At 63.1% G+C, this 15,200-nt stretch carries 14 protein-coding genes; 5 read left to right on the top strand and 9 right to left on the bottom strand.

The window, feature by feature from the left end; genetic code table 11:
• Positions 1-11: 11 nt before the first annotated feature.
• The 7 genes from AC2A1F_RS04610 to AC2A1F_RS04580 form a co-directional block, all read right to left on the bottom strand.
• The gene (locus AC2A1F_RS04610) at positions 12-1,376 is read right to left on the bottom strand and encodes an XrtA/PEP-CTERM system-associated ATPase (protein ID WP_484207572.1); all 1,365 of its coding nucleotides are present in this window, start codon (positions 1,374-1,376) and stop codon (positions 12-14) included.
• 16 nt (positions 1,377-1,392) lie between these two features.
• The gene (locus tag AC2A1F_RS04605) at positions 1,393-3,063 is read right to left on the bottom strand and encodes a preprotein translocase subunit YajC (RefSeq protein WP_484207571.1); all 1,671 of its coding nucleotides are present in this window, start codon (positions 3,061-3,063) and stop codon (positions 1,393-1,395) included.
• On the bottom strand, positions 3,060-4,073 hold the full coding sequence (locus AC2A1F_RS04600) for an AAA family ATPase (protein ID WP_484207570.1): 1,014 nt from the start codon (positions 4,071-4,073) through the stop codon (positions 3,060-3,062). The genes AC2A1F_RS04605 and AC2A1F_RS04600 overlap by 4 nt, the downstream gene beginning before the upstream one ends.
• A gap of 13 nt (positions 4,074-4,086) precedes the next feature.
• Positions 4,087-5,604 (bottom strand): XrtA system polysaccharide chain length determinant, encoded by a 1,518-nt coding sequence (locus AC2A1F_RS04595; RefSeq protein ID WP_484207569.1) that lies wholly within the window; start codon positions 5,602-5,604, stop codon positions 4,087-4,089.
• A gap of 25 nt (positions 5,605-5,629) precedes the next feature.
• A complete protein-coding gene (locus AC2A1F_RS04590) occupies positions 5,630-6,277 on the bottom strand; it encodes an XrtA/PEP-CTERM system exopolysaccharide export protein (RefSeq protein WP_484207568.1) in 648 nt (215 codons plus the stop codon).
• Positions 6,278-6,503: 226 nt separating this feature from the next.
• Positions 6,504-7,730, bottom strand: coding sequence for a pyridoxal-dependent decarboxylase, exosortase A system-associated (locus AC2A1F_RS04585; RefSeq protein WP_484207567.1), 1,227 nt, complete (start codon positions 7,728-7,730; stop codon positions 6,504-6,506).
• The gene (locus tag AC2A1F_RS04580; protein WP_484207566.1) at positions 7,727-9,253 is read right to left on the bottom strand and encodes an acyl-CoA ligase (AMP-forming), exosortase A system-associated; all 1,527 of its coding nucleotides are present in this window, start codon (positions 9,251-9,253) and stop codon (positions 7,727-7,729) included. Before AC2A1F_RS04580 ends, AC2A1F_RS04585 begins: the two co-directional genes overlap by 4 nt.
• Positions 9,254-9,283: 30 nt before the next feature.
• Between AC2A1F_RS04580 and AC2A1F_RS04575 the strand changes: the two genes are divergently transcribed.
• The 4 genes from AC2A1F_RS04575 to AC2A1F_RS04560 all read left to right on the top strand — a co-directional run bounded on the left by AC2A1F_RS04575 (position 9,284) and on the right by AC2A1F_RS04560 (position 12,074).
• Positions 9,284-10,276: a GNAT family N-acetyltransferase gene (locus AC2A1F_RS04575; RefSeq protein ID WP_484207565.1), complete on the top strand. Its 993-nt coding sequence runs from the start codon at positions 9,284-9,286 to the stop codon at positions 10,274-10,276.
• Positions 10,277-10,347: 71 nt separating this feature from the next.
• A complete protein-coding gene (locus tag AC2A1F_RS04570) occupies positions 10,348-10,611 on the top strand; it encodes an acyl carrier protein (RefSeq protein ID WP_484207564.1) in 264 nt (87 codons plus the stop codon).
• Positions 10,612-10,614: 3 nt separating this feature from the next.
• A complete protein-coding gene (locus AC2A1F_RS04565) occupies positions 10,615-11,286 on the top strand; it encodes an alpha/beta hydrolase family protein (protein ID WP_484207563.1) in 672 nt (223 codons plus the stop codon).
• On the top strand, positions 11,283-12,074 hold the full coding sequence (locus tag AC2A1F_RS04560; protein ID WP_484207562.1) for a hydrolase 1, exosortase A system-associated: 792 nt from the start codon (positions 11,283-11,285) through the stop codon (positions 12,072-12,074). Before AC2A1F_RS04565 ends, AC2A1F_RS04560 begins: the two co-directional genes overlap by 4 nt.
• An 83-nt stretch (positions 12,075-12,157) precedes the next feature.
• On the opposite strand, the gene trxB is transcribed toward AC2A1F_RS04560, so the two are convergent.
• A complete protein-coding gene (gene trxB / locus AC2A1F_RS04555; protein WP_484207561.1) occupies positions 12,158-13,126 on the bottom strand; it encodes a thioredoxin-disulfide reductase in 969 nt (322 codons plus the stop codon).
• 207 nt (positions 13,127-13,333) lie between these two features.
• Here trxB and add point away from each other — a divergent pair, with 207 nt between their 5' ends.
• Positions 13,334-14,353 carry an adenosine deaminase gene (gene add / locus AC2A1F_RS04550; protein WP_484207560.1) on the top strand — a complete coding sequence of 340 codons (1,020 nt, stop codon included), beginning with the start codon at positions 13,334-13,336 and terminating at the stop codon, positions 14,351-14,353.
• A gap of 7 nt (positions 14,354-14,360) precedes the next feature.
• Here add and AC2A1F_RS04545 read toward each other — a convergent pair whose 3' ends face one another.
• Positions 14,361-15,170, bottom strand: a complete 810-nt coding sequence (locus tag AC2A1F_RS04545; protein WP_484207559.1) for a tyrosine-protein phosphatase — start codon at positions 15,168-15,170, stop codon at positions 14,361-14,363.
• Positions 15,171-15,200 lie beyond the last annotated feature (30 nt).

Here is a 15,200-nt window from a genome sequence, read left to right as displayed (position 1 = left end):
AAGTTTGCCGCTCAGGCCGCGGCGCGGTGGAAATCTTCGGTTTCGATCCATTCAATCAGCATGGTCAGCGTGTGGCGAATCGCGGTTTCCTGCTCGGCCGTGCGCACCTCAAGGCTGGCGATGCGGCGCTGGACCTCGGCAAAGGCTGCGGCGACCTCTTCGTCATTGGGGCGGCTTTCCAGCGCGGTGATACGGCGATGGGCTTCTTCGAGCGCGGCGACCATTTCCTCGCTGATCGCGGCATCATCGCTCACCGGACGGGCTTCGAGCGCGGCGATACGGCGGTCGGCCTCTTCCAGCTTGGCCTCCATCTGCGCCTGAAGCGCAAAGTCCGGCACAATCGCTTCGGCAGGCGCGGCGCGCATGTCGGCCAGTTCGATGATGGCCTGCTGCAATTCGGCGATCTGCTCGTCACGCTCGGCCAAGGCGGCGCGCCAGACGCTGTCGTCGAATGAAGGGACGGGTGCAGCAAAGCTCTGCGGAGTTTGCGCAGATGGCAGTTCAACCACGGGGGCTTCGGCTGCAGGAACCGGCGTCACCTTTGGCCGGGCAGTGGTGAACCCGCCATCACCTGCAAGATCGTTCAGCACTGCCTGCAGCATGGCCGCATCAACATGGTCACGCTGTTCGACGGCACCCATCAGCAGCAGGCGATTTATGATCTGGTTCACCCGGCGCGGCACCCCGCCGCTGGCCTTGGCCAGATCGGCAAAGACGCGCGCATCGAACTGCGGGCGGCCCTGCCAGCCGACCAGCGCCAGCCGGTGTTCAACATAAGCGCCCACTTCTGAAGGCTCCATCGCATCGAGATGGTGCGAGGCAATCACGCGCTGGCGTAATTGCTCAAGATCGGGCGAGGTCTGCAGCAGCGTGCGGAATTCAGGCTGGCCCAGCAGCAGGATCTGCAACAGCGGATGCGCGCCCAGTTGGAAGTTGGAGAGCATGCGCAGTTCTTCCAGTGCTTCGACCGAAAGGTTCTGCGATTCGTCCACCACCAGCAGGCAACGACGCCCTTCGCGCGCTTCGTGGTGCAGGAACGCCTCGATCTGCGCGAGCGCGGTGGCCTTGTCATGGCCTGCCACTTCCAGCCCGAACGCGCGCGCGGCCACGTGGATCAGCTCTTCGCCATCCAGCGCCGAGGTTACGATTTGCGCTGCGGTCAACCGCGAACGGTCTACCGAGGCCATCAGGTGTGCGGCCAGCGTCGATTTGCCCGCGCCCACTTCTCCGGTGATGACGATAAAGCCTTCGCCTTGCGCCAAGCCATAGCCGAGATAGGACAGCGCCTTGCGGTGCGTCCCACTCTCGAAATAAAAGCGCGGGTCGGGCGTTAGCTGGAACGGGCGTCCGGTCAGGCCATAGAATTCATCGTACATCAGCCGTCTCCAGGCATCAGAAGGTATAGCGCAGGCCCAGAAGGGCAGAAGCAATGACCTGATCTTCAAGCAAAGTTTGGTTAAAACTATCCAAACCGATGGCTGCGGATGCTGCTAAGCGGTCTGTCAGGTTGCGGAAATAGGCGGCATTCGCGCCCATGGCCGTGGTACTTCCGGCACCGGTCGTGCCCGGCTCAAACCACGCGGAATAGGCCGAGACCGAGAAGCTGGACCGGCGGTCGATCGGGCCATTCAGCCCAGCGTTCACGTAATAGCTCTCGTCCAGCACGCCGTTGGCGGCACCCAGCACCGAATCCTCGCGCGCGATAAAGCTGCGGCGAATGTAGCCTGCGCCGATCCCAGCGGTCAGGCGGCCGATCTGGCGCGAATAGGTGCCGTTGATGCCACGCGCGCGGAATACGGCCGATGATACCGATGACAGCGCGTTGTTCACGCAGCCGCCGCTTTGCGATCCGTTGGCGCAGCCTCCGATCTGGCCGTTGAAGGGATTGCGCGTCACTTCAAAATCGGTCGGCAGATCACGCAACGCGCGCGTCACCTGACCGCCAAAGCCCGAAACGTTGTCGAACGCGGCAATGGTCAACTGGCTGCGCGCATCGGGCACATAGGAGAAACTGCCGTAATACGTCGTGCTGTCATAGCGGCGGCCGACGAAGGCGGAGAGTGCGGTGCGACGGCTGGGCCGCCACATCACGCCTGCATCCCACGTCAGGCCGTCCGTCTCATAAGCGATCTGGCGCGGCTGCGACTTGTCCGTCACGAAGCGGCCATCGCTGCCGATCACCGCAGCGCCAGTGCCATCACGGACCGCATCGCGCGAGGAAATCTCGACATCCTCGTACCCGATGGCCCCCACCACGGCGAGAGTCTGCGTCACCGGATACGTCACCTGCACCCCACCGCGCACATCGCGCACGCGCTGATCGAGGTTTGATATGTCTTCCTGGAAATACGATCCCGAAGCCGTCACACCCACCGGCAGGACCGTGCCCGGCGCAATACCTGCGGAAATCTGGCCGGACTGCACGAACGAATCGTCAAAGATATCGTTCAATGGCTGCCCGGCGGATCCTTGCAGCACATTGTCCTGCTCAAGCCGGTTGTACCCGACAAGGTAGGAGGCCGAGAGCGCCACATCGCCGACATGGGTCGACAAAGCAGGCCCTGCATAAAGCGAATATATCTGGCTCACCGCGTCGTTGGTGGCCAACGCATTGATCGCCGATGCTCCGCCAAGGCCGATGTTGGTGCGCGTCGCCAGCGCGCCTGCTTCAACAGACAGCGTGCGCGGGATAACGTCATAACGCACCCGAGCAAGGCCCGAGAGCGTATCGCCGTCAGCCACGCGATCAGACTGCGAGATGCGACGTTCGTACCGCACCGAAATCGCACCTTCAGTCCGCCGCCCGCGCAAGGCCACGTCCACGCCCGCTGCCAGCGAGCTGTAGGTCAGCACCTCGTCGCCGGGGGCCAGTTCCCACAGCACGTTCTGCACAGCCTCGATATAAGGCCGCACCGTGGTGCGCAGGCTGGAAGATCCGCCGGAGGCAGCACTATCGCCGCCATCCACGTTTTCGTATCCGAGAGACTGGGCATGGGCAGGAGCCGCGACGAAAGCCGTGGCAGCCAGCAGAGCCAAGCGGAGGGGAAGAGCCGGTCTGGTCATTCCTTATATCCGTAATAAGAGCCAAAGCGGCGGCCCGTGGTCGAAAAGCGGGTGCCATTCAGCAGGAGTTTGATGTCGTCGCACGCACCCAGCAGGCCCACGGCATCGCGCAGCGCAGCCTCTCCGGTCATATCAGCGCGCACCACAACGACTGTCTGGCCGACATGGTTGGCCAGCACCGTGGCAGGCGATGCGGCCAGCACGGGGGGCGAATCGAAGATGACGATGCGGTTGGGCGAATGCGCGGTCAGGCGGTCCAGCACCGCATTGGTGCGGGCAGACGCCAGATATTCCGTGTCAGACCCCGTCGCATTGCCAGCTGGCAGCACATAAAGCCCGGCAATATCGGTGCCGATCACACAGTCTTCCACCGGCAGCGAAGGATCGGCCAGTGCGTCCATCAGCCCTTTCCCTCCCGGCAGGCCAAGTGTGGACAGGACCGAAGGCTTGGCGAAATCGGCATCGACCAGCAGAACCTCGTTGTCCTTCTCAGCCGCGATGGAAATCGCCAGATTCACCGCGCAAAAGGTCTTGCCCTCCCCGGGGTGCGCTGATGCGATCAGGATGCGTTCGCCGTGGAGGCTGCCCTGCCCTGCACGCGATTCAGCTGCCACACGCAGTAACTGGCGCTTGATAATGCGGAACTCTTCAAGCGTTCCGGTCACCGCGCTTTCCGGCTCGATAATGCACTGTTCTCGCAGATGTTCGCGGTCGATCTTGTGGAAAGCCCCCGTGAACCGACTCACCTCGATCACCCGTTCCGGCGGCGGAGGGGCAAAGGGCGCAGGCGACGCAGTCACAGGCTGCACCGGTACCGCTGCCTCTTGCGCGGGCGCAGGCTGCGGCTTGATCCGAGGCTCTGGCGCTGGCGGCAGGTCAGGTAACACCGGGCGAGTGAGCGTGCGGAAATCGAAAGTGCCCGATGCCCGCTCGATCAGCGATGGGCCAGATGCCGGGGCTCTAGGCGCATCGAACTGCGGCGGAAGCGGGATCTTGCTCTGGTCGGTCATCGCGCGATCCTCCTCAAGCCACCATGCCGCGCTTCAGCATTTCCACGCCGAGCAGGACGAACAGGACCACGAACAGGCCAGCCACGCCGCCTGCAAACCATTTGAGCCGCTTTGCCCGCTGCGCCCGCGCCACCCGCGTAACCGCCTCGGACACCGCGCCCAAGACTTGCAAGCCAGTCGACCGCTCCAGTTGCCCCGTGGTGGCATAGGCAGACTTCAGCTGTGCCAGCGCGAAGGCCCCCGCACCGCCAGCGCCGATCCCTACAACCAGCACCAGCATGAGCAACAGCGGACGATCCGGCGCAGAGGGACCGGTCGGCATCGTCGGCGGATCGATCACTTCGAACTTCACCGCATCGCGCTCGGTCTCCACCTGTCCGCGCAAACGCAGCTGTTCGCGGTCGCGCAGCAGCTTGTCGTACTGTTCCTTGTACACATCATAATCGCGGCTGATGCGCGCAGCTTCGGCGGCCACGGTCGGCTCACTGAACTGCTGGGCTGAAAGCTGCGCGATTTCGGACTGGAGCGATCCCTTGCGCGATTGCAACGCAACGATGCTCGCCTCACGATCAGCCTTGATCGAAATCAGCGAGGAATAGGCCGGATTCAGCGTGCCACCGCCGCCGCCTTCACCCGCTGCCGCCTTTTGCAGGCCGGAAATCTGGCCCTTTACGGCAATCACATCGGGATGGCTGTCGGTCAGCCCGCGTGCGCGCATCGATGCCAGATCGGATTGCGCCTGCGCCAGTGCGCCCTTGGCACCACCGGCAGGCCCGGCCACGGCAATCGTCTGCGGCGTGCCCGAAAGCTGCCCGTTGATCGAAGCCAGTGCGCTCTGGGCAGCCAGCAGGTTCGATTCAACATCGCGCAATTGCCCGCGCGCGGCTTCCAGCTTGGTGCTGATCGAACCGATGCCGGGAATGAACCCGACATTCTTGGCCTCAAATTCCGTCCGCTTCAGTTCGGCGGCTTCCAGATCCTTTTTGCGGCTGGCCAGTTGCTGGTCCATGAAGGCCAGCGTATCGGTCATCTCGCCGCGCCCGCCTGCAAGGTTCTCCTCGCGGAAGATATCGATCATCTTCTGCACGATGTCCTGCGCCAGCTTGGCGTTTTCACCATCATCGCGCCCGCCGCCGCCTGCAAATCCGGTAATCTCGAACAAGTTGTCCTGCTGGCTCACCACTCGCACGTTCTTGGATAGGCCCGCCACCGCTGCCTGCATCTGCTTGTCGTCGGTCACCTTGTCGCCAAGCCGGGTCGCACGGATCACCTTTTCAAGGTTGACCGAACTGGTCAGCGTCTGCCGCACCCGCTCGATATCGCGCTTGCGATCACCGCCGATGCCGATCTGGTCGGCCAGCACATCATCGATCTGAACGAATATGCGCGCCTTGGATTCATAGCTGTTGGGCACCATCGCCACCACCAGCCAGCCCGCAAGGCACACCGCCCAAGCAATCGCCAGCGCAATCCAGCGCCGGGTCCAGATGCCGTGAAGCGCGATGCGCACCTCTTCATAGATGTTGGTCATGGCCGCCGTGTCCCCCGCCCGCCGATCAGAACATCGACTCAGGGATGATGATCACGTCACCGGGCATCAGCAGCACGTTGGCCTTCGTATCGCCCTTGCGCAGCAGATCGCCGATGCGCACCGAATATTCCTTCTGGTTGCCCGATTGCTTGTCGAACCGCACCAGCCGCGCCTTGTTACCCGCTGCATATTCGGACAGGCCACCCACTGCGATCATCGCATCGAGCAGCGTCATATTCGCGCGGAACGGGATCGATGCGGGCTTTTCGGTCGCCCCCACGATGCGCACTTGCTGGCTGAAGGTGCCCGCAAACTTGTTGACGATGACCGAAACGATCGGTTCCTGAATATATTGCGAAAGCTGGAGCTTGATGTCTTCGGACAGCATCGAAGGCGTCTTGCCCACGGCGGGCATGTCGGTGATCAGCGGCGTGGTAATGCGCCCATCGGGCCGCACCTGTACTTGCGCACCCAGTTCGGGGTTCCGCCAGACGAAGATCGTCAGTTCATCAAGCGGGCCGATCACGTATTCCTCGCCCGGCCCTTCCTGCAAGGCCACAAACGAAGCCGGTGGAAGCTGCTGTCCGCCGCCCACTCCGCTGCACCCGGTCAACGCAAGGCTCAGCATCGCGGTGCCGGCAAGCATGCGGGTTACGTGGGCATTCAAAGGCATGGGTCTTCCTTCTTGCTGCGGCTATCCCTTCCCCCCGACGCCGAAGCGCGCAGGTGGCAAAGACCGCAATTCACGCTCGGCTATCGCCAAAAAGGGTGAAGATTGCGTTAGCCTTGATTGCTGAGAAGGGTGACGCCAAGGCGGCATTCGCCGCTGTCCCGAAGCGGGACTGTACGTATTGCATGTGTTAACAGCGAAAACCTATCGCGCTGTCACACAAGGATTTTCAGATCAGTAGCTCGCCAGCTGGCCCTTGGCCAAGGAACGCTGCCGGGCTGGCGGTCGCTCCATAAGCACCTGCGCAAAAAATTGCGACCAGATCGCCCACATCAGCCCGCGGAAATCCGCCCTTGTCGGCCAATCGGTCCAGCGGGGTGCATAGGCATCCCACGATGCTGGCCTCTTCCTCAACCCCTGCGCCAAAACGCGTGGCAATGGCGCTGGGATAGTTGCGGCGCACCACCGTGCCGAAGTTGCCCGATGCGGCAAGCTGGTGATGCAGCCCGCCATCCGTCACGAGATAGACCTCGCCGTGGCTTTCCTTGCGGTCCACCACTGTGGCCAGATAAACGCCTGATTCGCCAACGAGATAGCGGCCCAGCTCGATGCAGAATGCGGTGTCTTTCAACGCATCGGGCAGGTTGGCAAAGCGTTCTTCCAGCGCTGCGCCCACGGCCACGATGTCCACCGGTTCGTCGCCGGGAAAATAGGGAATGCCAAATCCGCCGCCCAGATTGCACTTGGGCAGCACGGCACCGATTTCGTCCGCCAGCCGCGCGGCCAGCGCCAGCGTTTGCCGCTGCGTCTCGATGATCGCATCTGCTGAAAGCGCCTGACTGCCTGCAAAGATATGAAAGCCGCGCCAATCCGCCCCGGCAGCGATCAGCTTTCGGCCGAGCGCGGGTACGCGGTCCTCGTCGATGCCAAACGGCTTGGCCCCGCCGCCCATCTTCATGCCCGATCCTTTCAGATCGAACTCGGGATTGACGCGGATTGCCAGCTTGGGCGTGACGCCCAGCTTTTCGGCAATGGCCAGCGCACGGCTCGCCTCGCCTTCGGATTCAAGGTTCAGCGTTACGCCTGCGGCAATCGCCGCTTCCAGTTCGGCATCGCGCTTGCCCGGCCCGGCAAAACTTACCCGTGACGGATCAATCCCGGCGGCCTGCACGATGGCCAGCTCTCCGCCTGAAGCGATATCGAACCCGTCCACCAGACTCAGCATGTGCTGCAAAAGCGGCGCGTAAGGGTTTGCCTTTATGGCGTAATGTATCGTCAGCCGCTGCGGCATCGCCGAGCGCAAGGCGGTTGCCTTGGCGGACAGCATCGCGCGGGAATAGACGAATAGCGGCGTGCTGCCCGCTGCGGCCACCAGATCGGTCACCTTGCGTCCGTCAATCGCCAACACGCCGTCGATGGCGTCAAATCCGGAAGGTATCGGGCCGAGCGGCTTCATCGCGTAGCTTCCTCAGCCAGTTCGGCGGCCAGCGCAACCCGGTCTAGCTTACCATTCGGGCTGACAGGCATTTCGGCGCGCCAATGCACGTGGCGCGGCACCATGAAATTGGGCAGTGCCCGCGTGAGCGCCGGGATCAGGTCATCGGCCGCAGCGCCGGAAGCCGCGCGCACTACCAGATGGATCGCCTGCCCCAGTTGCGGATCGGGCAGGCCCAGCGCCACCGCCTCGGCCACGATCCCGGTTGCCACCGCCGCTTCTTCCACTTCCTGCGGGCTTACGCGATTGCCGCTGGTCTTGATCATCGCATCGCGCCGCCCGACAAAGTGCAGCAAACCTGCCGCATCGCGCCGCACCCTGTCGCCCGACCAGACGGCCATGCCGCCCAGCTTGGAAAACGCAGGCGCTGGCTTAAATCGTTCAGCCGTGCGCTGCGCATCCTGCCAGTACCCTTGCGCCACAAGCGGCCCGGTATGGACCAGTTCGCCTTCTTCCTCCGTGCCAGCTTCGGCACCCAAGTCATTGACGACAAGCACTTCTGCAAAGGGAATGGCCTTGCCCATAGAGGTAGGATGTTCGTCCACCAGCGCCGGGTCGAGATAGGTAGAGCGGAACGCCTCGGTCAGCCCGTACATCGGATAGAGATCGGCCTGCGGAAACTTCGCCCGCAGCGCGCGCACCAGCGGCACCGTCAATGCGCCGCCGCTGTTGGTAAGGCGGCGCAAACTGGCCGCCGCGTCCTCCGGCCAATCGAGTTCAGCCAGTTGCAACCACAATGGTGGCACGGCGGCGATGGTCGTAACCCCATGTTTCGCCACCGCTTTTGCCACGTCGCGCGGTGTCAGGTAATCGAGCGGCACCACGCTAGCGCCCGCATACCAGCTCGAAAGCAACTGGTTTTGCCCGTAATCAAACGCCAGTGGCAGCACTGCCAGCACGCGGTCTGCAGGTGTGATCTTCAGATAATGCGCCACGCTGACCGCGCCCAGCCACAAGTTGGCTTGCGAAAGCATCACCCCCTTGGGCCGCCCGGTCGATCCGCTGGTATAGAGGATCGCGGCCAAGCTATTTGGCGCGGCATCGGATGGCTGCAGTTCCTCGCCCAGCGCTGCGACCTTAGCCCAGACCGCTAGTTCCTCAAACACTTCACAAGCCGCGTCTTCCGCCTCCAGTGTGCCGATCCGTGCCTTGTTGGATATCAACAGGCTCGCCCCGGAATCGCCAAGGATATGCGCCACTTGTGCGCGCTTTAGCAGGGGATTTATCGGCACGTGGACCAGCCCCGCGCGCACCGCCGCCAGCGGCATCAGGCAGGCCAGTTCGGTCTTGGGCAACCACGTGGCCACCCGCGCGCCCGCTTGCCCCACGTGCGATTTCAGCCAAGCCGCCAGGGCGCCTACACGTGCGTTTAACTCTTCGTGGCTAAGAGTGCGGTCCCGCAGCACCAGCGCGGGCGCGGACCTTTCGCCCCGGAGCGCGAGGTGATCGAGCGGAAAAACAGTGGGATCGGGGCTTTCGGGCACGCAGGTCTCGGTCAGGGAATATCAATCGTTTTGAAGGTCTATCACGCCAGTCTTAACGAAGCGCAAGCAGATGCGGGCGTTCTTGCCGTGCAAGGCGCATCCCCGTTCGAACGGCTGGACTGGCTCGCGCTGCTGGCCGAAATGTGCCTCGCCCCCGCTGCCCCGCGCATCAGCGTGGCAACAGACGGCGCGCGGGTGGCCGCGCTGCCGTGGATGGAGGCGCATGGCGGGGCCGAGGCGCTGGCCAACTGGTACAATTTTATCGTTTCTCCGCTTGGGGATAGTGCGCTTCTCTCAGGAATCACACGAACCTTGCCAGCAGGCCGCGCCTCGTTCGCGCCGATGCCGAAAGAAGACGCACAGGCCTTGGCCAAGGCGCTACGCAGCACAGGTTGGGCCGTGATTTCAGAACCTTGCGACATGAACCACATACTGCCTGTGAAGGGCCGCAGCTTTGCCGAATACTGGGCCGCCCGCCCCGGCGCGCTGCGCGAAACGGTGCGGCGCAAGGGGCGCAAGAGCGAAGTCGCCTTGCGCATCGTCACCGAATTTTCTCCCGCCGATTGGGATGCTTACGAGTCTGTCTACAAGCTTAGCTGGAAGCCCGGCGAAGGCTCACCCGATTTTCTCCGGCGCTGGGCGGAAATGGATGGCGCGGCTGGCCGCATGCGGCTGGGGATAGCCGAGATTGGCGGTCAACCGGTGGCGGCGCAATTCTGGACCGTGGAGGGGGGCACGGCCTTCATCCACAAATTGGCGCATGATGAGCGCTTTCGCAAACAATCGCCCGGCACGCTGCTGAGCGCGGCGATGTTCGAGCATGTGATTGATCGCGATGGCGTTTTGCTCGTGGACTTTGGCACCGGCGATGATCCTTATAAGCGCGATTGGATGGAGGAGGTGCGCACCCGCTGGCGCGTACGGGCGTGGCGCAAGGGTGCGGTGCGGCACTGGCCTGAACTCATCCGGGCTATGGGGAGGCACAAGCTGCAACCCCTTGTTTCCCCGAACCGCGATGGTTAAGGGCCAAGTTCTGAACGACACCTAGATGCACCTAACTGCACCTATACGCACCTGAACGGTACCGGGATACGATGAGCGACACCGATAGCACCCTGCGCGCGATCCTTTGCGACGTGCTTGGACTCTCCACCGAACGGGTGGCTGGGTTCGATGCGTCAACCGGCCTGTTCGGCGATTTGCCCGAGCTGGATTCGATGGCCGTTGCAGGCCTGCTGACCGAGATCGAGGACCGGCTCGACGTGGTGATCGAGGATGACGAGGTCGATGGCGAGTTGCTCGAAAGCTATGGCAATCTGTTGGCCTTTCTCGAAGCCAAGGTCGCCGAGAAGGCCTGAGGCGTGATCGCAACCTGGCCCTGCCCCGGCCCTGACGGGCAGAGCGAGGAATATGCGCTAGCCTTTGATCGCGGGCGCAAGGCGCGGCTGCTGATCGTCCCTGCCCTGTTCGATGAAGCCAACCGCATGCGGCGGATGCTGGTCGATACGATGCGCCTGTTGGATAACGCGGGCGTGGACAGCTTTCTGCCAGATCTGCCCGGCTGCAATGAGAGTTTACAGGACTTTTCCGCGCAAAGCCTGCACGGCTGGCGGCGCGCGATGGTGCAGGCGGCGCGGCATTTTGGCGCAACCGATGTGCTGGCGGTGCGCGGCGGGGCGCTGGTGTTTCCGCACACGCTGCCGGGGCTGGTGCTGGAACCGGCCAAGGGCGGATCACTCCTGCGCCAGTTGATCCGCGCGCGGGTGATCGTTGCGCGTGAGGCGGGGCAGCAAGAGGACAGCGCTGGGCTGCTCGAAACCGGGCGCACCAAAGGGCTGGAATTGGCGGGCTGGCGCTTTGGCGCTTCGCTGATCGCCGGACTGGAAACGGCGGTGGCGCAGATCGAGGGCCAGCGAATTGTGGCCCAAGGCGAGCTTGGCGGCGGAGGCTTGTGGCTGCGCGCGGAACCTGCAGCAGCGCCGGAGCAATCGGCTGCGCTGGCGAAGATCGTGCTGACAGAGATTGCGGCATGACGCGCCGCCATGTGACTTTTCTGTGTGAGGGCGCCCGGCTGTTTGGCACGCTCGACATCGGGCAGGCGAGCGGCGCGACCGGGCTGCTGCTCGTGTCGGGCGGGAACGAATTGCGTGCAGGCGCGTGGTGCGGGCAGGCGCAACTGGCCGCGAAACTGGCGCGTGAGGGGTTTCCGGTGTTCCGCTATGACCGGCGCGGGGTGGGTGACAGCGAAGGCGAGAACGCGAGTTTTCGGCACTCCGGGCCTGACATCGCGGCGGCGGTCGCTGCGTTCAAAGCCGCGGCTCCGCATGTTTCGCGCATTGTGGCATTCGGGAATTGCGATGCAGCGGCGGCGCTGATGCTGTTCGCGCCTGACCTGCCACTCGCAGGGCTGGTGCTGGCCAATCCGTGGACGATTGATGGCGAGGAAGCGCCGCAAGCGATGCCCGCTTCGGCCATTCGCAGCCGCTATCTGGCCAAGCTGACCAATCCGCGCGAAGTGTGGCGGTTTCTCACTGGCGGGGTAAATTTGGGCAAGCTATTCAAGGGGTTGCGCAGTGCCGCCGCAGTAACACCGGTTGCGCCTTGCGGGCTGGTGGACGAAATGAAAGCTGGGCTAGCGGCGTTTTCCGGGCCAGTTTCCATCCTGCTGGCGAGCAATGATCGCACCGCGCAGATGTTTGCCGAGGTGTGGGACAGCGCCGATCCGCGTTTGCAGCGGATTGACAGCGGATCACACAGCTTTTCGAACGAGGTTGCGCGGGTGTGGTTGCGGGAGCGGTTGGTGGAGGCTTTGGGCAGGTAAACATGCCCTCCCCCAACCCCTCCCGCAGGCGGGAGGGGAGATTTGGATAAATCCCTCCCGCAATCGGGAGGGGAGGTATCGGTTTACGCCGCGACCGTCTGGGTGGCTTTGTAATCCAGGTCCGCAAGGAAGCGTTCGGCATCGAGTGCGGCCATGCAGCCGGTGCCTGCAGCGGTTACAGCCTGACGATAAACATGGTCCATCACATCGCCGCAAGCGAACACGCCGGGGATCGCGGTCTTGGGTGTGCCGGGTTCGACCACGATGTAGCCGTTTTCGTCCAGTTCCAGCGCGTTCTTGAACAGTTCGGTGGCGGGTGCATGGCCGATGGCGACGAAGGCACCGTCGGTGGGCTCAAGCGATTGCTCGCCGGTAACCGTATCGATCAGCTTTACGCCGGTCAGGCCCTTGCCATCTTCGCTGACGAAGCTGTCAACCTTCTGGTTCCATAGCACCTTGATGTTCGGGTGCGCGTGGAGACGGTCCTGCAGGATCTTCTCGGCACGCAAAGTATCGCGCCGGTGGATCAGGGTCACATCGGTGGAGTGGTTGGTGAGGTACAACGCCTCTTCCACTGCGGTGTTGCCGCCGCCGATCACCACGACCTTCTTGCCGCGATAGAAGAACCCGTCGCACGTGGCGCAGGCCGATACGCCCTTGCCCGAAAGCTCCTGCTCTCCGGGCACGCCGAGCCATTTGGCCTGCGCGCCAGTGGCAATGACCAGCACATCGCCTTCATAGACATCGCCACTGTCGCCAATCGCGCGGAACGGCGAGCCGTCCATGCTGACTTCGAGGATCGTGTCCCACATCATGCGCGTGCCGACGTGTTCGGCCTGGGCCTGCATTTCCTGCATCAGCCACGGCCCCTGCACCACATCGCGGAAGCCGGGGTAGTTTTCGACATCGGTGGTGATGGTCAGCTGGCCGCCGGGCTGAAGCCCCTGCACCACAATCGGCTGCATGCCTGCGCGCGCGCCATAGATCGCGGCGGAAAGGCCAGCCGGGCCGGAGCCGATGATGAGCATGCGGGTCTTGTGCGTGGTCGACATTCGGAAAATCCTCCAATTGTCTTGCGAGATAGGCAGCGCGAGGCGGAAAAGCGAGTCCGCCCAAAGGGCTTTATCCGCAAGTTCGGGAGAGTTTTTCTTTGCAGCACCCCTGCGCGCATTTTGCCGACAGAGCGTTGCGCAAAAGGATTTTGACAGCGGCGCCCTGATCGCCTGACAAGCGCGGACGTTTGGCAAAGGGCGCACATCATGGATCTGACTGACTTCATCCGGGGCATACCCAAGAGCGAGAACCACGTGCATCTGGAAGGCACGCTGGAAGCGGAAATGAAGTTTGCACTGGCCAAGCGCAACGGCATGGATCTGCCCTTTGCCGATGTGGCGGCGATGAAGGCGAGCTATGTCTATCATGACCTGCCAAGCTTTCTGGCGATCTATTACGACGGGATGAAGGTGCTTCAGAAGGAGCCGGATTTCTATGATCTGACTTATGCCTATCTGGCCAAGGCGGCATCGCAGAACGTGATCTATACCGAGATGTTCTTTGATCCGCAGGAGCATCTGAAGCGCGGGGTGGCGATGGCCGATGTGATTGGCGGAATCACGCGGGCGCGGCATGATGCCGAAAAGGCGCTTGGCATCCGGTCGCAACTGATCCTGTGTTTTGTGCGCGATCTTTCAGCGGAAAGCGCGATGGAAGCGCTGGATGCGGCGCTGCCGTTCAAGGCCGATCTGGTGGGTGTGGGGCTGGACAGCGATGAGGCGGGCAATCCGCCCGAGAAGTTCCGCGAACACTTTGCCAAAGCGCGCGCGCATGGGCTGAAAGTCACGGCGCATTGCGATGTCGACCAGATAGATACTTTGCAGAACCTGCGCACGGTGCTGACCGATCTGGTGCTGGACCGGATCGATCATGGCGGGAACATCGTGCAATCGCCCGAACTGGTGGCGATAGCCAAGGAGCGCGGCCTCTATTTCACCGTCTGCCCGACCTTTTCGGGCACGCTGCGGCGAACAGAAGAGGTGCCAGTCGATGTGGTGCGGGCGATGCTGGACGCCGGGCTGAACGTGACGATTTCGTCAGACGATCCGGCCTATATGGGCAGCGAATATATGGACGATGTGCTGATCCGCGCGGCTGAGCGTAGCGCCCTGACCCGCGAAGACCTGATCACGATTGCGCGCAACGGGTTTGAATCGGCATGGCTGCCCGAGGCTGACAAGGCGGCGATGGTGGCGCGGCTCGATGCTTATGTAAGCGCGGCCTGAGGCGCGATCAGGCCTCGACCAGATTACGCTCGATCGTTTGCAGTATGTCGGGGGTGACGCCAAGCACTTGCGCTGCATAGCTTTGGGTGGTGCCGTGGCGTTGCCGGATGGCGGCAAAGGCGGTGTCAAGGAACTGCGCCTCCACCCCCATGATCACCCGCACGGCGGCCTCCTCTATGTGTCTGCCAAAGCCTTCGCGCACATGGCGCGCACCGGCTTCGATGCGGGCTTCGGCGTTGCCGGCGGTATTGGTCAGCAGGTAATCGGCCATGAGATCATCGTGGTGGACACCCAGCAGATCGTGGACGAGCGCGGCGGCAACGCCAGTGCGGTCCTTGCCCGCCAGACAGTGCAGCAGGCTGGGGCTGGGACGCTCTGCCAAGGCTTTGAAATACAGGCGGTACGTACCGACCAGCACGGGGCGGAACGGAAGCGTTTCATAAAGCCGGTTCATGGCAAGGCGCGCGTCAGCCACGGTGCGCACGTCGCGTGCCGCTTCTTCATGGGCGGCAAGGCCATTTGCGCCACCTGCTGCCGTGGCGGTCTCGCCCGGATGAAACACGACCTCGCCTGAAAATTCCGGGTGGCGCAAACACGGATTGCCCCGCCGCTCACTATCGCCGCGCAGATCGATCACGGTGGCGATGCCAAGGTCGTGGACCTGGGCAAGGTCGTGTTCGGTAGCCTCGCTGTGCTGGCCCGAGCGCCAGAGCATGCCTGCGCGCAGATGCCCGGTGCGCGCCGCATATCCGCCGTAATCGCGAAAGTTGTGAATGCCGGTGGTGGAAAGCACGCGAGGCTGGGCTGCAAAGGTCATGGGGCAAACACTGCGCGATGCCTTGGGGCG

Source organism: Novosphingobium sp. HNCC26BN242, assembly GCF_057180525.1.
The sequence above is the reverse complement of the archived record's forward strand: the minus strand, read 5'-3'. Positions and strand labels throughout refer to the sequence as shown.